The sequence below is a fragment of the Crocosphaera sp. XPORK-15E genome (assembly GCF_034931425.1).
In the GTDB taxonomy this organism is placed as follows: domain Bacteria; phylum Cyanobacteriota; class Cyanobacteriia; order Cyanobacteriales; family Microcystaceae; genus UHCC-0190.
Genome location: NZ_JAYGHQ010000003.1, coordinates 158,190 through 178,778 on the forward strand (window position 1 = coordinate 158,190; position 20,589 = coordinate 178,778).

15 protein-coding genes are annotated in these 20,589 nt (G+C 34.7%); 10 read left to right on the forward strand and 5 right to left on the reverse strand.

What is annotated here, in order from left to right:
- Positions 1 to 10 precede the first annotated feature (10 nt).
- Positions 11 to 1,519, forward strand: a complete 1,509-nt coding sequence (locus VB691_RS03645) for an ArnT family glycosyltransferase (protein WP_323290099.1) — start codon at positions 11 to 13, stop codon at positions 1,517 to 1,519.
- Between the two features lie 25 nt (positions 1,520 to 1,544).
- Here VB691_RS03645 and VB691_RS03650 read toward each other — a convergent pair whose 3' ends face one another.
- Together VB691_RS03650 and VB691_RS03655 are read right to left on the reverse strand one after the other, a co-directional pair.
- Entirely contained in the window at positions 1,545 to 3,665 is a 2,121-nt protein-coding gene (locus VB691_RS03650; RefSeq protein WP_323290100.1) for a 6-pyruvoyl-tetrahydropterin synthase-related protein, read from the reverse strand.
- Positions 3,666 to 3,679: 14 nt separating this feature from the next.
- Positions 3,680 to 5,473, reverse strand: a complete 1,794-nt coding sequence (locus VB691_RS03655) for a hypothetical protein (protein WP_323290101.1) — start codon at positions 5,471 to 5,473, stop codon at positions 3,680 to 3,682.
- 185 nt (positions 5,474 to 5,658) lie between these two features.
- Between VB691_RS03655 and VB691_RS03660 the strand changes: the two genes are divergently transcribed.
- The 5 genes from VB691_RS03660 (at position 5,659) to VB691_RS03680 (ending at position 11,560) form a co-directional block, all read left to right on the forward strand.
- Positions 5,659 to 6,528, forward strand: coding sequence for an FkbM family methyltransferase (locus VB691_RS03660; RefSeq protein WP_323290102.1), 870 nt, complete (start codon positions 5,659 to 5,661; stop codon positions 6,526 to 6,528).
- A gap of 63 nt (positions 6,529 to 6,591) precedes the next feature.
- Positions 6,592 to 7,596 carry a glycosyltransferase family 2 protein gene (locus tag VB691_RS03665; protein WP_323290103.1) on the forward strand — a complete coding sequence of 335 codons (1,005 nt, stop codon included), beginning with the start codon at positions 6,592 to 6,594 and terminating at the stop codon, positions 7,594 to 7,596.
- Positions 7,597 to 7,642: 46 nt separating this feature from the next.
- Positions 7,643 to 8,749: a class I SAM-dependent methyltransferase gene (locus tag VB691_RS03670; protein WP_323290104.1), complete on the forward strand. Its 1,107-nt coding sequence runs from the start codon at positions 7,643 to 7,645 to the stop codon at positions 8,747 to 8,749.
- Positions 8,750 to 8,822: 73 nt separating this feature from the next.
- Complete coding sequence (locus VB691_RS03675; protein ID WP_323290105.1) at positions 8,823 to 10,025, forward strand: class I SAM-dependent methyltransferase; 1,203 nt, start codon at positions 8,823 to 8,825, stop codon at positions 10,023 to 10,025.
- A 212-nt stretch (positions 10,026 to 10,237) separates the two neighbouring features.
- Positions 10,238 to 11,560: a GUN4 domain-containing protein gene (locus VB691_RS03680; protein ID WP_323290106.1), complete on the forward strand. Its 1,323-nt coding sequence runs from the start codon at positions 10,238 to 10,240 to the stop codon at positions 11,558 to 11,560.
- A gap of 9 nt (positions 11,561 to 11,569) precedes the next feature.
- Here the strand turns inward: VB691_RS03680 and VB691_RS03685 are convergent, their stop codons facing one another.
- The 3 genes from VB691_RS03685 to shc form a co-directional block, all read right to left on the reverse strand.
- Entirely contained in the window at positions 11,570 to 12,136 is a 567-nt protein-coding gene (locus VB691_RS03685) for a Uma2 family endonuclease (protein ID WP_323290107.1), read from the reverse strand.
- 35 nt (positions 12,137 to 12,171) lie between these two features.
- Positions 12,172 to 13,851: a M14 family metallopeptidase gene (locus tag VB691_RS03690; RefSeq protein ID WP_323290108.1), complete on the reverse strand. Its 1,680-nt coding sequence runs from the start codon at positions 13,849 to 13,851 to the stop codon at positions 12,172 to 12,174.
- Positions 13,852 to 14,015: 164 nt separating this feature from the next.
- Entirely contained in the window at positions 14,016 to 15,950 is a 1,935-nt protein-coding gene (shc, locus tag VB691_RS03695) for a squalene--hopene cyclase (protein WP_323290109.1), read from the reverse strand.
- Between the two features lie 118 nt (positions 15,951 to 16,068).
- Here shc and VB691_RS03700 point away from each other — a divergent pair, with 118 nt between their 5' ends.
- From VB691_RS03700 to VB691_RS03715, 4 genes are all read left to right on the forward strand, one after another.
- Complete coding sequence (locus VB691_RS03700; protein WP_323290110.1) at positions 16,069 to 17,046, forward strand: GNAT family N-acetyltransferase; 978 nt, start codon at positions 16,069 to 16,071, stop codon at positions 17,044 to 17,046.
- Between the two features lie 151 nt (positions 17,047 to 17,197).
- Positions 17,198 to 17,467, forward strand: a complete 270-nt coding sequence (locus VB691_RS03705) for a hypothetical protein (protein ID WP_323290111.1) — start codon at positions 17,198 to 17,200, stop codon at positions 17,465 to 17,467.
- Positions 17,464 to 17,931 carry a type II toxin-antitoxin system VapC family toxin gene (locus VB691_RS03710; protein WP_323290112.1) on the forward strand — a complete coding sequence of 156 codons (468 nt, stop codon included), beginning with the start codon at positions 17,464 to 17,466 and terminating at the stop codon, positions 17,929 to 17,931. Before VB691_RS03705 ends, VB691_RS03710 begins: the two co-directional genes overlap by 4 nt.
- Positions 17,932 to 18,530: 599 nt before the next feature.
- A partial coding sequence (locus VB691_RS03715) for an FG-GAP-like repeat-containing protein (protein WP_323290113.1) occupies positions 18,531 to 20,589 on the forward strand: 2,059 nt, incomplete at its 3' end.

The following is a 20,589-nucleotide window of genomic DNA, read 5'->3' on the forward strand; positions in this document are numbered from 1 at the left end:
GGGCAAAAATATGCAAGTTTTAAAGCTTAGTATTATTATTATAATTGCTGCTTTAATACGGATAGTTTTTTTAGATAAAATTCCGAATGGTTTTTTTCCTGATGAAGCGTCTAATGCTTATGATGCTTATTCTATTCTCCATACAGGGCGAGATCAATATGGTGATTTTTTACCATTAGTGTTTAAATCAGCCAATGATTATCGGGAAGGGTTATATATTTATTTAATGATTCCTTTTATTAAAATTTTTGGCTTAAATGAGTTTGCGGCTAGAATGACTTCAGGTGTTATTGGAACTCTAACTGTTTTAATTGTATATTATCTAGCTAAAGAGGTTTTTAATCAGCGCGTTGCCCTATTCTCTGCCTTATTGTTAGCGGTTTCTCCTTGGCATATTCAATTTAGCCGTATTACTTTTAGGGCGATTTTATTTCCCTGTTTATTTTGTTTAAGTTTACTGTTCTTTTTCAAGAGTTTTAAAAATCCTAAATTTTTACCCTTATCGGGTTTATTATTTTCTTTTAGTATTTTTACTTATCAGTCAGCTAGGGTATTCGTACCCCTTTTTTTAATAGGATTAATTTTCATTTTTCATCAATTTCTCTGGCAACATAAATTTTATACATTGTTAGCAAGCCTTGTTTTCTTATTATTCTTTATTCCTCAAATTATTTTCTATGTCTCTCCTCAAGGAATGACCAGAGCAAATGATGTTATTTTATCCAGTAATTGGTTAACAATAATTAAAGTTTATTTTTCTCATTTTAGTCCTGAATTTTTATTTTTTAAAGGTGATCCTAATCCTCGTCATTTACCTCAACATAGAGGAGAACTTTACTACTTTGAGATGATTACAATTCCTTTGGGACTATTTTATCTAATCAAAGAAAAGCGCAAAGAAAATACTATTTTTTTGATTTGGTTAATATTATATCCTTTGCCAGCCGCTTTAACCTCAGAAATTCATTCTCTGAGGGCAATTATTGGCGCACCTTTATTTGCAATAATTTCAGGTTATGGCCTGACTAAATTATTTGATTTAAGGCTACCTTATAAAAAATCTATTATTAATTTTATTGTGTTATTAATTGTTTCAATTTCTTTTGTATTTTATAGTCATCGCTATTTTATCGACTATCCTCGCTGGCTTTCTACTGCATGGTTATCAACTATGGGAGAAGTTATTACTTATGCTGATAAAACATCTTCTCAGTGTATTGTGCTTGATACAAATATTTATGGGGAGCATATCTATATTCTGGTTCCTTTTTATACAAAATTAGAGCCTAGTTATTATCAAAAGTTAGGGGTTGATGTGGCAATTCATCGGTTAGATATGGGAAGCTGGAAAGTTGAGAATTTGAATGAAATCAGTTCTTTAAATAAACAGTGTGTTTATATTACTACAACCCAACAATTAGAAACCATCATCGGTAAAGGATATAAACCGCAACCCCTTGAGCATTTTAAGGATATTAATGGAGAAGAAATTTATCAGTTAGTTAAGATTAAATCCTAGGGTGAGCAATGCCCACCCTACTTAACTATTTATTTAATTTTCGTTGAATAATTGGGCTAAAAATTACACCAATTAATCCTAACCAAGCTAACCCACTAATCCAATTTGCCCAAGCTAAACCATGAAAGGTTACTTCAATTTTATAGGTTCCTGGTTTGAGATCTAACCCCACTAAATTATAATCTCGGTAATACACAGGAAAATAGTCTACTCGTTCCCCATCTACCCAAATTTTTTGCATTCCTTTATAGTATAAAACAGGCAATTGAACGATTTGAGCATCTTGCTTAACTGTTATCTCACAAACCGTTTTAACTCCTTGTTGTGAGCATTTTTCTTGGGTTTCACTGACGGGAATTGTGGTATGTTCAGGGGATAATCCTTCTAACCAGAGTTTGTTAACCCTAATTCTGAAAAATTGACCATCTTTAGTTGCACCATTAACTAGAAATTTTAGACCAAAATTCTCATCATTAACCGCAACTTTATCAAAAGGAACTTGCCAATCTAATTGACGATCAACAAGGTCAATGATATCAACTCTTTGACCATTAACTTGAACTTCTAAAGATGCTTTATCCGCAATATTGTCTAACGGTATTTCTCCTTGAAGATGTAGCACTGGTTTCTCATTTTTCTGCCATACAGGATAATATAATTCTGCTTCTAAAATTAAGGGATGATTAACAAATGTATCCCAGGTACTATACCCAGGAATCCAGTCAGGATGAGATAATAATAAATCTGTCTTGCCATATAACTTTTTAACTGGGGTACGATAAAGATAATCTAACGCACCAGAATAGCGAAATAATGGTTCTTTTAATAAGTCTTCAACCGTTGCTGTACTCCGAGGAATTGGCAACCAGGGACGACTTGCTAAAACAATAATTAGAATGCCAAGAATGAGGTGACGACGATCAAAACGTCGGCGAAAAATTAAGATGCTTGCATAAGCAGTTAGTAACGCACCCGCCCACATTATATGAGTTAAAAACCTAAAAGTAAATTGAGCAACCCAAAATTGACGAGGTAAGATTATCCAAAAATTAATAGGACTCCAAGTGACAAATAAAGCGACTATAAAAACCCAAAGTAATCCGATTAAATAGGGGCGCGTTGGTTCTAGTTTAGCAGGAATAGAACGGGAGAAATAATAATAATAAATAACCACACCCCAAGCGGCCAAAAAAATCCAACCAATCGCTGGATGTAAGCCATAGGTAGGAGCCAAACCTGTTTCTGTAGGAGCAGGAGGTAAAGAAGTTGGGGAAAGAAGATTACTCAGGGGAGTGTACCATCTGGTATCAAAGGGATTAATCGCTTTGATTTGTTTGTTGATTGAAAGATTACGAGAAACTAAGGCCACAGGAGCAAGAAAGTAGATCCCTAATAACCAAGCTAAACCATAAGCTTTACCGACGGGAATTAGTCGAGACAATTTAAAATCAGTGGTTCGAGTTTGTAAGATAACAATTAATCCTAAAAGTCCAATAAAAAGAGTTCCATAAACAAAGGTAATAATATGAGTTGTGGCTAATAAAAACCAACTTAAGCTACTGAGTATAATGTCTCGTTTTTTACCTGTGTTGTAGCATTGGATAACATAGTAAAGGGCAATGGGTAAAATCCCTTGAGCAATGGCTTCTGTAAAAGCTCCACGGGCATGAATATTATTAAGAAAATAAGGAGCAGACATATAAGAAATTCCGGCTAAAATTGCAGGAATTTGGTATTCAGTTAATTTGAAACTCAAGCGATAAATATAAAATGCACCTACTAACAAAGCTGTCCAAACTACTAACTTATAGGCATCATAAGGATTATAAGGCAAGAGAAATTTATAAATTAATGCCCCAAAAAAATAGGGAAATTGACTATAAAATTGAAAGCCAGGATAACGCCAACCATTATCTTCTACAGGGGCAACCCGTAGGGGAAATTGACCTTCTTCTAAAGCCATACGTCCTTGGACAATATAGCCTACATGAGAGGAAGTATCAGGATAGGGAGCAATGACTTGTGATGAAGCCATCGGTGCCATTAAAGAAAGGGCAATAAAACCGTAGAGAATGACAATTCCTAGGGTTATTTTATGATTGATAATCCATAATTTTACAGATTTTAAAAGGCTTTTAAATTCCATATCAATGTTCCAGATTAATGAAGTTGATAAATAAAAATAATATCGTTATGGGAGTAAAGGGGTTGATGGGTTTTGAGAAAGTCTAAATTTTTAGACGCAATGGGATTTTTTTGAGCATTTGCAGCAATTTGTTGTTTAACTGTACTATCAATTAGGAGATATTTTTCGGGTAACTGATTAATGTCTGATTGAGTTGCATTAAAAGGAGCATGAGCATAATAGGATTGAATATCAAGAGGATAGTTTTGTTGTCGGCTAAGAATGTCTAAATATTGGATAAAATTGATATTAACGCCAAAGGTTTGATGGGTAATAACATCGGTGTTTTTTTCCGGTAGAAGACGATGAGTTAGCAGATATTGTACCCCATGTTGGGTTTCTTGTCCCCAATTAATGGTTGAATCATCCGTTAGTTGCCATTTTTCTTGTGTCCATAAGGGATTAACATAACTAAGAGATTGTGAAACCCCAAGCCATCCTAAACAGACATATAAACTAAGACTACTAATCACTACATATTGTTGCCATTTCTGTTTAATGAAAGTTGTTAAGAGGGCAATTCCGAAATAAAGGAAGATAATTAAGGGATAAAAATAACGATAACCGATAATAAAGCGACTTTTATGGGTTAAAATAAAATAAAGAGCAGGATAGGAAATTCCTAAGAGAATTAGTCCTAATTTTCCTAGGTTTTGTGGTTGTTTCCAGTTGCTGAAAAATTCTAGTAATTGTTGACGTTGAGTAACAATTTTATGCAGCATAAGAATAATGAGGAAACTTCCTAAAATAAATAAGCCTGGATTTTCTTTAAACCAAAATATTTTACTTAAATACTCAAGGGAAGTCATCGGGATAAATTGCCCATTCCAAAAGGGTTCACGAATTCCTCCTGCTGTACTTAAATTCATCTGAATTCCTTGAATATAGCGATTAAAATTCTCAATAATTGATTGATTTGGTAGATTTCTAAATGACCAATAATACATTAAAATTATCAAAATGAGTTGAACTAAACTACTTAAAATAAATAGACCAATCAAGTTAATAGCTAATGTTTTTTTGCCTATTTTCATTAGACAAAACAATGTACATAATACAGTAATTAAAATAATAGGAACCAAAATTAAATTACTAAATTTAGCATTGATAGCAACAAAACAAATAAAAGTAAATAAGACAAATTGACTTAATAAATGTTTGGGTTGGGGCAAAAATAAAGTTTTAATAATTCCCATCAACGAGATAATTGTCAATAAAGCATAAACACTCACTAAAACATCAAAAGCAATCAAAAAATTGTGACCATAAAAACTAGGCGAGAAAACAAATAAAATCCCCAAACAAAAAGATGCTTTAGGCTCTATTAATTTTACAATAAATGTATAGATATATAAAAATATCAAAAATAAACTATTAAATAATAAGTAACAAATTCGTAAAGAGAAAAGAATTTTATGAAAGTTTTCAGGGCGCATCATTAAAAATTGATAGCCCACATTAAAAGCCGCCAGACGTGCTTCAATATTTTCTTCTCCAGGAACAAAATTAAGAGTGGGAATAGCTACAGTATAATCAGCAAAAAACAGGTTAATAATTGCCGAATTTACTAACTTAATAAATAGAGGATGCTCTTGATTAAGTCCAATTCCTTGAGTATAAGAATAAGCTGCCCCAATATAAGCAGATTCATCAGAGGTAATTGAGGTTTGCGTGATTAAATATATCCCAAATACAAAATATATTATGATTAGCAATAGATAAAAATATACGCTATAATTTTGGCTGAATTTTCGAGTTGGCAAGGTCATCAATTTTTTAAGTAGAGAGGATTAAAAAACAGAAAGATAGTTAAAGGATGGACATTTTAACAAACCTGGGTTATGATAGCACATTAATTTAACATCTGTCTCTCAGGAACTTTATGAAGGCACTCAGGAGTCTATTTAACTTAAAATGAGTGTTGCTAGGCCATTTATCGAAAATTTTGCTAAGTATGGACATTAAAGATTATCTCATTACGAAACTGCGGGGAGTAATTGGTATTATTGACGTATTAACTGACATTGATCGGGTTTTGCACGCCCAAAAACGAGATTTAACTCAACAATTTCTTAACCAAATTTATTCAGGTGGATGGATTAAATGTCGTCTTAATGAAGTCGATGTTTTAGCCCCAATTGAACCCCTAAAAATGTATCAACATTGTCTTGTATTGGGAAAAGAAGAAAAATTTTATTTCTTAATTGAGACTCATTGTGTTAACTGGTTATGTTCAAAAATTGACTATGGAGATGTGGTTTTAGATATTGGGGCGGCCTATGGCGTTATCACCTTACCTTTAGCTAAAGCAGTGGGAAGAAAAGGGCGAATATATGCCTTTGAACCCGCGAAAAAAACCCAAAAATTACTACAAGAAATGTTAGTATTAAACAACATTGAAAACATTACAGTTGTACAAGCTGCTATTAGCGATCGCCCTGGAGAAGCAGAATTTATTGAATATACATCGGATCAAGATGTATCTTGGGCCTCAGATTTTTCAACCTTAAACGCACCGGATGTAAATCGTAGTCGTGAGCATATCAGTTATTTAGTTCCTGTGACCACTATTGATGATTATGTAGAAGCCAATAACCTACAACCGAAAGCGATTAAAATTGATATCGAAGGATTTGAACTTTATGCGCTATATGGTGCAAAATCTACCTTAGAAAAATATTCTCCCTATCTTTGTATTGATATTCATGCTGATGTTAAAACAGGCAAATCAGCCTTATTAGAAGTAGAACCTTTCTTAAAATCTTTAGGCTATCTTATGGAGATGACCGAACATACTTTACTCTGCAAACCTAAGAATAGTTAATAGTGTTATATTTTAGGGCAATACCTTGTCCACCAGTCACCCATTAATTGAGGAAATAACCTTGTGTTTATTTCAATTGTGATCCCCTGCTACAACGAAGAAGAAGTCATTAACGAAACTCATCGCCGTCTTGTGGCTGTTTTAGAACAGTTAACCCCTCAATTTGAATTAATTTATATTGATGATGGTAGTCAAGATAAAACGGCTGAACTGCTACGGCAATTACAACACAACGATCAACGAGTAAAAGCAGTTCTCTTATCCCGAAATTTTGGTCATCAGATGGCAGTTACTGCGGGTCTGGATCATGTCTGTGGGGATGCTGTGGTGTTAATTGATGCCGATTTACAAGACCCCCCAGAAGTCATTGAAGAAATGATTGATAAATGGTATCAAGGCTATGATGTAGCCTATGGTGTTCGTACCGATAGACAAGGAGAAACGCCCTTTAAACTTTGGAGTGCTAAACTTTTTTATCGTCTGATGAATCGTCTCTCTGATGTGCCGATTCCCTTAGATACAGGGGATTTTCGCTTAATGGATCGGCGCGTTGTTGAAGCCTTAAAAATTATGCCAGAACGCGATCGCTTTTTGAGAGGAATGGTAAGCTGGGTAGGCTTTAGTCAAATTGCTGTTCCCTATCAACGGAGTCCCCGTTTAGCAGGTGTTAGCAAATACCCACTGTTCAAAATGATTCGCTTTGCCATTGATGGTATTTTATCTTTTTCTTTGGTTCCTTTAAGACTAGCAATTTGGGCTGGTTTGCTGGCATTTGCACTCTCTCTCATTGGCATTATTTATGCCTTATTTGTACGACTATTTACCTTAAGTTGGGTTCCTGGATGGACGTTATCTTTCATTGCTATCCTTTTTATTGGAGGTATTCAATTAGTCTTTTTAGGGGTAATTGGTGAATATATTGGTCGTATTTATCGGGAAGATAAACGCCGTCCCCTATATTTAGTTCGTGAAAAATTAGGGTTTGGAGAACAGTATTATAATCGGCGGCCAAATCGGCCTAAACAAACTGTTGCTATGGGAGAAATTTCTTCAGAAACATTTAGGTAATACTCACTTATCTTCCCAAAAGTAGTTATTTTTTATCAGCGATGCTATGAACAAATTCATAAATTGGTTAAAAAGTTTAAGAAGACGAATCCTAGGGTTTCTAGAAATTGAGAATATGATTAATCAATCTCTGGCTGATACCAATGATTTAATTGGCACTGTTCAAGAGTTAAATAGTCAATTAAAATTTTCAGTACAACAATTACAAGACTACGTTGAACAGAACAGAAAATCTATCATTGATATTGAAAAATCTGTTAATGTTTTATCCTCTCCTGAAAAACTCATCCCTCAACTCAATGCTTACACAGGGAAATATTATATTGCCCTAGAATATCCTCCTTCTAGAGATTATCAAGCTCGGTGGGGTTATACAAAACCTATTCATCCAGGATTAAGCGAAATTTGCCAGAAAAATTTTGATAAACATTGTGAAACCCTCCAAAAATTAGCATCTTTCAAACCATTTTTTGAGAAAATTAATACCTATTTTGATCATGAAAATCTAGGCGAACCTGGTTGGTTTAAAACGGCAATAAATGCCTTTGATGCTGCCTTGATTTATTACTTTGTTGCTGATAAAAAGCCTAAAATATACTTAGAAATAGGGTCTGGGCCTAGTACCTTATTTGCAGCGAGAGCCATTAAAGATAACAATTTAGAAACATCAATTATATCGATTGATCCTGAGCCTCGCGCTGAAGTTGACGCATTGTGTAATCGAGTTATTCGTGCTGGCTTAGAAACCTGTGATTTGAGTATTTTTTCTCAGTTAGAAGCGGGAGATATTGTGTTTCTAGATGGTAGTCATCGCTCATTTATGAATTCTGATGTAACAGTATTTATGATGGATGTTTTACCGATACTAAAACCAGGTATCATTATTGGAATTCATGATATTTTCTTGCCCTATGATTATCCTGATACATTCAAAAGTTGGTATTGGAACGAACAATATATGTTAGGAGTTTATCTATTAGCAGCAGCCCATCGTATTGAAGTATTAATGCCAGCAATGTATATGTCTTTTCGTCCTGAATTAGAATCAGCTTTTTCTGCTATTTTAGAAGATTGGACAGAAGATAAAAGTGTTTGGCTTGGAGGCGGTTCATTTTGGTTTACTCATCAAGACTTTCAAGAAGCAGAATCTTAAAAATTAATGCTCTTAACAAAGGTTATAATTGATCTGCTCCCAATGTAAACATAATTAGAATTTTTGAACGTCTATGAATTGTCGTGTTTGTGATTCCACTAATTTAGAATTAGCTATTGATTTAGGACACCAACCCTGGTGTAATCATTTCCTAAAACCCGAAGAAGTAGGGAAAGAACCTTTTTATCCCTTGCGGGTTCTTTACTGTCATAATTGTGGCACAGTGCAGTTAGATTATACTGTTAAAAAAGAAATCATGTTTGGGGATCATACCTATCTATCTGGAGTGACAAAATCCCTCAGTGAACACTTTAAAAATGTTGCCCAGGAAATCGATGATCGCTTCTTTAAAAATACCCCTAATAAATCTGTCTTAGATATTGGTTCTAATGATGGTACACAACTCAAACATTTTCAAGCTTTAGGTTATGATGTTTTAGGGGTAGAATCTTCAAAAACAACGGCAAAAATTGCCACTGATGCTGGTGTTCCTACGGTCAATGATTTCTTTAATTTAGACGTAGTAAAACAGCTTGATCGTAAGTTTCATGCCATTAATGCAGCCGGAGTATTTTTCCATTTAGAAGAATTACATTCTGTCACCGAAGGCATTCGGGAAGCTTTAGAAAATGATGGGGTTTTTGTCGTACAATTTCTTTATATGAAGCGAATTGTTGATAATTTGGCTTTTGATCAGATTTATCATGAACACTTATTGTATTATAATTTAAACACCATTGAAGTGTTACTTAATCGTCATGGTTTATCCATGTTTGATGCTTATTTATCTCCCATTCATGGTGGTTCAATTATTGGATTTGTTACCCATAAAGGCCAAAAAGAACCAAGCGATCGCCTGGTAAAAATGCGTCAAGCGGAAGTAGATGAAAAGAGTAACGAATTATCTACTTATTTAGACTTTGGTAAACGCATTGAACAGATGAAAATTGATAATTTAGCCTACTTAGATAAGGCTAAACAAGAAGGAAAAATCATCTGGGGATTTGGCGCACCAGTGAAGGGAAATACTATGTTAAACTACTTTGGGGTAGGAACTCAATATCTTGATTATTTAGTAGAGAAAAATGAACTCAGACGGGGACTTTATTCCCCAGGAATGCACATTCCTATTGTGATCGAAAAAGAATTAATAGAACTCCCTGACATCTATTATGTATTAGCCTGGAACTTTAAAAAAGAAATCTTAGCTAATAATCAACATTTAATTGATCAAAAAATTGAGTTTTATTTTCCTGTTGATCCTGAAGAGATTTAGAGAGATTTTGTGAAGTTAAACTCTTAAGGGTTTAGCTAGACAAACAAAACCCGCCTACGCGGGTTTTTTATTTAGCCTCCGAAGGGAGGCTTCGTTTATTTAGAATCAGACTTCAGTCTGTATCACCAATGTTTATTTAACTGGCAATTCGTAAAAATCTGTTATATAATTTTTTAATATAGATAATAAAAAAATATGACCAAATATTAAGAATGGTTAACGGAAAAAGATTACAAGTTTTCGTTTCTTCTACCTATCTTGATTTGATTGAAGAACGACAAATCGCTGTACAAGGAATTTTGGCTGCTGGACATATTCCTGCGGGGATGGAATTATTCACGGCCGGGGATCGATCTCAATGGGAAGTCATTAAACAATGGATTGATCAATCTGATGTTTATTTACTGATTTTAGGGGGAAGATATGGCAGTATTGAACCCACAACAGGTAAAAGTTACATTCACCTTGAATATGAATATGCTCTAGAAAAGTCAATCCCTGTTTTTTCTTGTGTGATTAGAAATGCTGATAAAAGAGCAATGGAAAAAGGAGATATTCAGACATATTTAGAACGAAACAATACTGATAAATACAATGAATTTAAAAAGTTAGTAACGTCTAAAATGGTCACGTTTTGGGAAAATCATTCAGACATAGAAAGATCGATTATTTTAACGTTAAAAGAATTTGAAAAACGGGATAATATTATTGGATGGGTTAGGGGAAATAAAGTTGAAGAGGGTTATCTTAATCAAATAGAAGCGTTAAAAAAAGAACTGAATAATAACAAATTAGAGTATCAAAAGCAGATTCAAGAAAAGGATAATATCATTACTCAACTACAACAGCAAATTCCCAAAAAAAACCCTAAAATTGAAGAAATAGAACTGAAAAGCGAAAAAGGAATTGACTATACTAAACTTCGTGATTTCCTCGCAGAAGGGAAATGGAGAGAAGCTAATCAAGAAACAGCAAATGTTATGCTTCAAGCAGCTAACCGTGTCTCTGAGAGATGGTTAAGAATAGAAGATATCGATAACTTCCCTTGTGAAGACTTAAGCACCGTCGATCAGCTTTGGGTACATTACAGTCAGGGTAAATTTGGTTTTAGCGTCCAGAAAAAAATCTATGTTGATGATCTTGGTGGAACAAAAGAACATAACGAGGAAATATGGCAGCAATTTTGCGATCGCGTCGGTTGGACGAAAACAATTGTAAATAAAACAAATATAACCTATAAATTACTCGATAGTACACCTCTGGGACATTTACCTTATTGTGGGCGAGTTTTAGGAAACATTGATACTTACTTTATGTCAGATCTTGGAGTATCCAATGTAGGTAGTTTTTTGTTTGATCGTGTCACAATCTGTAGTGAATATTTAACAAAAACTAATTCACTCCCTTCTCCTCATTCTAATCTTACTCCAAAAGAAAAAGCTGAAAAATTACGTAAAGTGATAGCTAGACTTTCTAAAGAAAGTGCTAATTTACCCGATGAAGCCTTATACCGTGACACGGTGTATGATCAATGATTATTAAAATTAAACCTCAAAAATTTGTTTAACAGTTAACTTTAAATCTGGAAAAAGATCAGACTTAATTTCCTGTTCTTCTGTGAATTCAGTCGCTTCATAAAACCCAGAAACTAACAATAAAATAGACACCTTTTTAGTATCTGGATCAATAATCCAATATTCAGGAATTTCTCTAACGGCATATTCAGAACGCTTATAACGGTAGTCATCATCAGCATTCCCAGGACTAACAATTTCTACTGCTAGAAGCGGCGGAGATTCTAATACAGCAGTCGTCATTTCCCTAATTTCTTGACATTGACTTTCCGATAAAATGACTAAATCAGGAATCCTTGATTTAGTCTTCGCTGTTCTTACCCCTACTGTGCCTGGCATCACTTTCCATTGCTGTTTAATTCGCTCAATTTCCGCTTTTAAAATATCATAGATTAAAACCAAAATCAAAGCATGAAAACCACTAGCAGTCGGCATAACTTTTAACTCTCCATTGACTAATTCATACTTGTTATCTGTTCCATCATCATAATTTAGATATTCTTCAAATGAATATAGTTTAGTTGCTAATGTAACCATTTTTACGATTCTCCTCTTATGCTTTAAAAGTCACTTTAAGAGATTAATTTTAAAGAACATTTAACCGTTCCTGCCCGTTCTGAATAGGCTTTAACCTCAATTATACTATTCACTGGCCCCTGAATTACCCATTCAACATGACGACGATAATCAGTACCTTTAGCAAAGGTATTATAAGCTTTATTAGAACGACCTTCTAAATGGTCAATTTCTTGTTCTAATTGTCCACTAATTAACCTCACACCTTCCGGTAGGGATAAAATTACTTCTATGGGACGAACCGCTTTACGTTCCAAGGCTTTTTTACTGGTATAAGTGGGAAAAAATCCCTGGTTTTCTAATTCAACCACCAGATGATAAATATCCGCCCCTTGATGATTTATTTTAGTCTTGGAAATAGCTAATAAGGGGCAAAGTAAGGCATTCATTAAAGCAAATTGACATTGTTTTTCACAGATTTCTGGTAAATATTGAATGGGGGCATTTTGCCACATTTGTTTGAAATTCCATCCCCCAATTTCTACTTCTCCTAACTGGGGATGATTAAAAGATTGCCAATCAATAAACCCTTTTACTTCTAATTCTTCATCATTCCATTTAAACAATTTCAAGTCATCTTCAACCGGATGTTTACCCCACCAGTCTGTATAACTTTCTTTTTTTACTCCTGCTTCTCTAGGGGCATCCCACAACTCAATAGTAAACCCAAACCAACCAAAATGATCATAAGCATAATCATCCATCACCCCATAAGTAACATCTTTAGGATGATAACGGAAGTCATGATAAACCGAGACACATTCATATCCAGTGATCGCCTTTCCTTTTTCCCCTAAAAGTTTATAAATATCTAAGTCAGCAACGGGAAAATGTTCATCCCCATGGGTACTATAAGGGCGTAATATTACCGCAGAATAAGTATGATAACTAATAAAGCCATTAATGTTACGATTTTGCTGCCAAAACTCTGCTTCTGCGCGGGTTTCTGGTTCAGAAAAGGGAAAATCTCCCGCCCCTTGTTGTTCTCCTTCTGGGGACCAAAGATAGGGATAATTGCGATTAAAATCCATCCCTTCCAAGGTAGGTGCTAATTTAACTTCATAACCATCATAATTAAGGATAGAACCTTCAGGTAAAATTGTATAATAAGTACCATCAAATTCCTGTGGTTCTCGCTTTACCATTAAACGGGGTTCTTTGTCAGAAATTTTCCAGGCACCACAGTCATCTTTAATTCGCATTTGTAAGATTAATCCATCCCCATTAATATCTTCTTGATGCAGTCCATCTTGCTCATCAGGATAGGGATAAGGACGAATACTGGAACGTAAACGATAGGGCGTAGTTAAATATTTTTCTGCTCCATCAATGGCAATTCGTGGTAATATATAAATAGTGTAATTATCTAAGAGACGAGTCGCAATTTTATCGGTTTGATATTGAGTCAATAAGTGATAGAGAATATAACAGGCAACGGCTGAACCTGTGACTTCTCCGGCATGGGTATTTGCATCGAGCCAATATCCAGGTTTTTCTAGATAATTTCCGGTATTTTGATTAGTAATAATAGCAATAGGAATATCTCGTCCTGCGTAACTTTTTCCAATAATTTTCAGTTGTATCAATTGAGGATAAGCATCAACCATCTCCTGCAAGTAATCTAATAGCTCAGTATAGGTATAATAGTGACTAAAATCAAAAGGTTTCACGGTCATAAATCCTTACTTAACTCAATACAATTATTCTCTATATTCCTTGATTATAACTCATTTTTATTAATATTTATCTTGAAAGAATTACTAAAAGATCATAAAATAATTGTAGGGGTCAACGGCCGTTGACCCCTAACCAATTGAGCGGTTAATTTTTGGTTAAAAAATTACCAAAGATCCCTTAATTTTTGATAGCGACTTAAAGCAATCAAGGGGAAATAATGACGATACAAATGATAACGGATATAGAAATGACAAGGAAAACCCGTTCCCGTAAACTCCGCTTCCTCCCAAGTTCCCTCAGATGTCTGGGTTGTTAATAAATAGTCGATCCCTCGCCCAATAACATCAATGGCAAAGGTTCCTAATGCTTCTCCCGCATCTAATAACCCAATAATAGCCCAAGCAGTCTGAGAAGCGGTACTGATCCCCTTACCTTTGAAGCCGGGGTCATTATAACTCCAACAGGTTTCGCCCCAACCACCATCTTTATTTTGACAGCTAATTAACCAATTAACCCCTTTTTCCAGTTGAGGACGATGGTTATCCACTTCCATCACCGCTAAAGCAGATAATACCCCACTGGTACCGTAAATATAATTAACCCCCCATCTGCCGAACCAACTGCCATCTTTTTCCTGTTCTTGGTATAAATAATTAAGGGCTTTTGTGACGCGATCGCTGTTCATTTTTAATCCACAAGATCCCAACATTTCAATTACCCTAGCGGTAACATCAGCCGTGTTAGGATCGATCATCGCCTTTAAATCCCCATAAGGGACTTCATTTAACCAATTTTGGTCATTATTAATATCAAAAGCCGCCCAACCTCCCGGTTTACATTGCATGGTTTCGATCCATTGAACACAGCGATCAATAGCTGCTTTTTTGCGGGCTTCATCGGGTAATTTTATCCCATTTAAAGCCATTACTACTACCCCAGAATCATCAATATCAGGATAGAAACGATTAATAAATTCAAAGGCCCAACCCCCAGGTTTTCCCACCTTATTTTTAATTGCCCAATCGCCATAATCTAGACATTGTTTATCTAATAACCAATTCCCCGCTTTAACTAAGGAAAAATCATCCTTCGGTAAACCTGATTCCGTCAAAGCCCGTATAGCCCAAGCCGTATCCCATACAGGAGAAACACAAGCTTGTAAACGATAGGTTTCTTCTTCTTCGATAGAAAAGCGATCAATTGCTTCAAATCCTCGTTGAACAGAAGGATCAGCTAAATCATAATTTAACACCCGAAACGCGATTAAAGAGTTTAACATTGGGGGCATAATTCCACCCCAATCACCGCTTTCTTGCTGATGATTTAACACCCAGCGTTCAGCAGCTTGTAAACTCTTTTTACGAAAAGGCACTAAATCCACATTTTCTGCAAACTTAAACACCTTATCAAATAATAGAAATATGTCACCCCAATTATTATTACGAGGCAAACTGTAGGTTACATTTTCAATACCTTCAGCGTATAATTCATTGAGATTAAAGATAGGATCAACAGAAAAAACAGGCTTGTCATTAAAGACAATAATTAGGGGAACTGTACTTTCTCTCGCCCAACTTGCCATTTCATAGATAGTGAAGGGGAAGTTATCAGGAAATAACATAATCCAAGAAGGAATAGAGGGAATTCCCTTCCAGTCATAACAGCCAATTAAGGCTAAATGAAACTTAGTAAAAATGCGAGTTTTACTAATACCACCTTTACTAATAATAAAATCTTTCGCACGAATTAAGGCAGGATCATCTTGAGGGACTCCCAATAAACGCAAAGCCATATAAGCTTCGACTGAGGTACTAATTTCCCCCCCGTCACCATAGAATAGTTCCCAACCCCCATGTTCCCGTTGCTGACGACGTAAATAAGCTTCAACTTTATGGAGGGGACGAGTTTTGTCAGTTCCCCAAATTTTATGCACGAGGACAGTTTCAGCAGTGAGAGTGATGTTAGACTCTAATTCTGCCCACCAGTAGCCATCAGGGTATTGTAAAGAAAGTAAATAGTTTTGACTAGCGGTAATGCTATCGGTGAGGCGGGAAGGCTTAACGTTTTGTCCTTGAGTAATTTTATCTTGGGTTTGCATCAATGATTCCGTTCGACTCCTTGGGTATCTTTCTAGGTTAGCAAGGAAATAGGTGATGGTGTCAGATTATGGACAACTTATGATATTTTTTTCTTATTCTGTTACTTTTTACACAATTATGTATTACATTAGACGAACAAATCTAGACGATGCTCAAGCAATTGTTCCTTTATGGCGTTCTTTTTTGGAAGCGCGATCGCAAGCTGATCCCTCAATGCAGCTTAAAGCCAATTTTAACCTAGAAAAGTATGTAGAAAAACAATTAAAAACCCCTAATTCTTATGGTTTTGTTGCTGAAAATCAACAAGCAATTATTGGGTTTCTTTTTACATATATCTACGATGAAACACTTCCTCCAGAATTATCTGCTACTACGGAAATGTGGGATACTCCGTTAAAACCGCGTCGGGTGGGGTCAGTATTAGGGTTATATGTGTTAGAAGAACATCGCAACCCCAAACTTATTAAAGAGTTAATTGATGCTGCTATTGCTCAAGCTGAGGCATTAAAAGTCAGTGATATTGACGTTTTAATTAGTATGGAGCAAACGGGAATTCATAGTTTATTAGAAAAGGCGGGTTTTACTAAGTCTGCGATTCAATACACGAGGCATTATAACATAAATAATGATGATTTACCACCCTTAAATTTAGCAACTTCTGAGAGTATAAAAGTTCAGATGCCATCTCCAGGAATGATTCCTTTAAGAGATCCCAAAACTCAACAAAATGTCCTTAACCCTCAAGGGGAACAAGTCTTTTTGTTGCCTGTCAAAGATCAGTCAGGAAACCTCTTAAAAACTTCTAGTGGTTTGCCTGTTTATTCGACTCCTTTAAGAGATCCTGAAACACAAGATTGGGTGTTTGATGAATTAGGAAAATTAGTTGTTTGTCCTGTGTTATTGGATGAAGCAGGGAACATAATTGAATATCAAGGTATTCCTATATTTTGTCCTCCTTTGTATCAGCGATCTGGAGATAAATTAATTTTGAAACAAGATAGTGAGGGTAACTATTTATTTGCAGAAGTTGAACATAATAAAGATGGAACTATTAAGCGATCGCCTGACGGAAAACCGATGTTTAAATATGATTAATAAAATCCTAAGGGCATAATGGTATTATGCCCGTTTATTTGCTCTTATTTGATAGGGTAAATATATTATAATCTAAAATACATTTTCTCAAATTGTGTTATATTGAGAATAGCAGATCAAAGCAAACCAAATATTTTCAAGGTGATTAAGGATGAAGAATCAACCAATGACTAATAATGAAGAATATCCCGCACCAAATGGTGAATTACCCCCTGAGATGAAACATTATGGACGGACAAGGGAAGAACAGATTAAAATTAATCAAAAAGGACTAGAAATTATGCGTCAATGGCGAGAGGAGGCAGAAAAGCGGGCTAAAACTTTAACTCCTGAAGAAATACAACAAGAGTTAGAAGCATGGAAAATGGTAGAAGAAACTATTGATAAATATAGAGAACGGAAGTTATTTACTAAAGAATGATTATTTTTCTAGATACAAGTATTTTGGGTAAACTCTCTAATCCTAACCCTAATCCAGATGCCATTCAATGTCAAATTTGGTTTGAACGTTTATTAGCTAGAGGTGTTTATTTTACTTCCTCTGAATTATGTTTTTATGAACTAAAACGAAGTTTAATCTTATCAGTCAAACGGGGAAATAATCCTGAAGGATTAGAAAAAGCTAATAACTTGAGACAATTTATTGATGTCTTAAAAATTGAAGAAGAAGTAGCAGATTTAGCGGCAGAAATCTGGTCAATATCTCGTTTACAAGGAACACCAACAGCCGATGAAAAATTGTTAGATATTGATATTATTATTGCTGCTCATTGGCAATTATTAGTACAAGATTTTCCAGGAAGATATGTTGTTGTTAGTACAACAAATGTTAAACATCTTAGGTTATTTACAGAAGCAGAAGAATGGCAAAATATTGATTATTAGTTGGGTGCAAACCTTGCGCCCACCTAAAAAACCCGTTTTCTCGTTCTGTATCACAACCTGAAATGACGTAACTCGTTCAGAAAACGGGTTTTTGCGTAAGTCCTACATTATTAAAATAGTACCCTGTGTAGGGGCTTAATACTATTAAGCCCTCAAATTTAACGCTATATTTAGGGGTTTTGTGTAACTTCTTTTATGCTTATTTTTCATTAGTTAACATTGATAATAATCAATGCTTTTGGTTAAGAAATTGTTAATCAGTATTTTCACGCAATATATAACAATCTTCTAAAATCTTTATATGATAAGGGTTTAGCCCCATTGTCTTGCTCAAATCTTTAAAATTCTCATTTCTCTTTACACAATCTTTAAATAAAATCCCGTAATTTTAAGGGGTTGATATTTTTGTCAATTTATGATATATTCTCCGTAAATTTAATGATTTTAGTAGGATATAACAGTGTTATGTCCCTACAAATTGTTGATGGACATAATAGTTTTATGTCCCTAGGAATTCTCTTATATTAACCAATGTATTCTAAGTTAAACAGCGATCAATTAACTCAATTTATCCCTTAATTATTTACTCCATTAAGAAAATGTCTACTAAATTAGCGATTGAATTGTTAACCGAGTCTCACAATGATTTAATGTCGTTTCTTGCGGGTTTAGGGTTGTTGGGAAATGAAGCAGCTATTAATGAATTAAAGACTGCTTTTGATGCTGCTTTTCAAACTTTTTTGGATGACTATGATGATTTAAAAACTACAGTTGCGGTGTCATCTTCTCAAGTTGAAAATGTTGGGGAGTCCTTGGAGTTAGCGAGAGAATACCATCGTATTGAAGCGGAAAGATTACATAATTTATTAGTACAAAAAACTGCTTTAGTTAAAGAAATTGAGATTTTTGAGGAACAAAAAGAATCTATTGAGAAGTTTTCTGATGAGGAAAAATTAGTTATTCAAGGTAAGGTTGATGAGATTAAACAAGACATTTTTGATACAGAAGAAGAAATCTCTCAACTTCGTAAAAATGCGAATAGTAATGAGCAACAAATTTATGTTTTAGAAAGAGAGTTAAATGCTCATATTTTGAGATATTCCTTACAAAAGGAATTATTATCGTTGAGTGGGTTAGATACTGCTCAAAAATTAGAGTCAGTTAAGTTACAAATACAGCAGCAATCTGAAGATTTAGACGTTTTAAATAATCAAGATATTGTTGAACAGCAAACTATTGTTAATGCAGCGAATAATAAGCTATCTGAATTACAAACTAAATTAGACGAATTACAAGAAACTAAAACCTCAGCAGAGTTAGATTTAAGCGAGTTTGAGACAGAATATGGTTATTTATTAGGTTCAGATGTTACAGAGTTTTTAGATTGGAATGTAGACGAAAATACGCCCGAAGTTGTCAAGTTATGGCAACAATATCTAGCGGTTGAAGGGGAAGAAATAGTCTCAGAAAGGTTAATTTCTTTGCAGTCTCAAGCAGCGTCAGAAGAAGCGGTAACTATTGCTTTAAACAAGGATAATATTGAAGGTTATGTTATCTTAGGGGCAGAAATAGCAGAAGAAATTGAGGGGTTATCTGCTATTTGGTTAGATAATTTACAAGAGTCTCATCAGTTGACGGTTGATGTCTGGAATTTATCAGAAAAACGCAGTCAAGCAGTGGATGAGTTGGGGACTTATCTTGAGGATAATTTAGCTGATCCTCAAGGGGAATATATATTAGATAAAATTCAATTACAAGAGGCGATCGCACGTCAAGAAGCGCAGGTTAATTATGCTGATGCTTTAGGGCAGTCTGTTGATAGTTTGGAAGAAGCGATCGCAGTTTTACAAACACAAGTAGATCAATATAAAATAGTTTCAGTAAAGTTAGATCATATCTCGCAGTTGACGAGTTTAGAAAAGCAGTATGCAACATTAGGAAGTCAAGCATCTCAAGCATTACGTCTTCAATTAATTAATGTTTTAAATAAAGAAATCACTAATAAAACTCAAGATTTAATTATTGAAATTGATTTATCAAATGATCAACAAGAACAATGGTTAGAAACAAATTTACAGAAGTACATCCAACAAAAACAGAGTAATATTTTAGGAAGCAGTCCCAACCAAGATCAATCAATCTCAAACCTCCAAAACCTACGAGTAGAAACAGCATACTTAACCCTACAAGCTGAACAAAATCCGAATAAATTACAGAGTTATTTGACAGAATATTTTAGTCCTATTGGAGATGGAACATTCAAAGAGCTTATTAATACCACTATGCAAAATGGGTCTTTTTCCCCAGATTCTAATGGTTATGATAGAGGAGAGTTTGCTGATGTTAATGGAGATGGAAGACAAGATTATGTGGTGGTGTGGAATAATGGTGGAAAAAGAGCGATCGCTACTTTCTTAGCTAATGCTAATGGAACGTTTAATGAACTGATTAATACCACCATGCAAAATGGTAACTTTTCAGGAGATCCTTGGGGTTATGACAGAGGAAAATTTGCTGATGTTAATGGTGATGGAAAACAAGATTACGTTGTCGTTTGGAATAATGGTGGAAAAAGAGCGATCGCTACTTTCTTAGCTAATGCTGATGGAACATTCAAAGAGCTTATTAATACCACTATGCAAAATGGGTCTTTTTCCC

Coding starts and splice junctions, on each gene's coding strand:
- VB691_RS03645 (WP_323290099.1), top strand. CDS start 11: ATGCAAGTTTTAAAGCTTAGTATTATTATTATAATTGCTGCTTTAATA.
- VB691_RS03650 (WP_323290100.1), bottom strand. CDS start 3,665: ATGGAATTTAAAAGCCTTTTAAAATCTGTAAAATTATGGATTATCAAT.
- VB691_RS03655 (WP_323290101.1), bottom strand. CDS start 5,473: ATGACCTTGCCAACTCGAAAATTCAGCCAAAATTATAGCGTATATTTT.
- VB691_RS03660 (WP_323290102.1), top strand. CDS start 5,659: ATGGACATTAAAGATTATCTCATTACGAAACTGCGGGGAGTAATTGGT.
- VB691_RS03670 (WP_323290104.1), top strand. CDS start 7,643: ATGAACAAATTCATAAATTGGTTAAAAAGTTTAAGAAGACGAATCCTA.
- VB691_RS03675 (WP_323290105.1), top strand. CDS start 8,823: ATGAATTGTCGTGTTTGTGATTCCACTAATTTAGAATTAGCTATTGAT.
- VB691_RS03680 (WP_323290106.1), top strand. CDS start 10,238: ATGGTTAACGGAAAAAGATTACAAGTTTTCGTTTCTTCTACCTATCTT.
- VB691_RS03685 (WP_323290107.1), bottom strand. CDS start 12,136: ATGGTTACATTAGCAACTAAACTATATTCATTTGAAGAATATCTAAAT.
- VB691_RS03690 (WP_323290108.1), bottom strand. CDS start 13,851: ATGACCGTGAAACCTTTTGATTTTAGTCACTATTATACCTATACTGAG.
- shc (WP_323290109.1), bottom strand. CDS start 15,950: ATGCAAACCCAAGATAAAATTACTCAAGGACAAAACGTTAAGCCTTCC.
- VB691_RS03700 (WP_323290110.1), top strand. CDS start 16,069: ATGTATTACATTAGACGAACAAATCTAGACGATGCTCAAGCAATTGTT.
- VB691_RS03705 (WP_323290111.1), top strand. CDS start 17,198: ATGAAGAATCAACCAATGACTAATAATGAAGAATATCCCGCACCAAAT.
- VB691_RS03710 (WP_323290112.1), top strand. CDS start 17,464: ATGATTATTTTTCTAGATACAAGTATTTTGGGTAAACTCTCTAATCCT.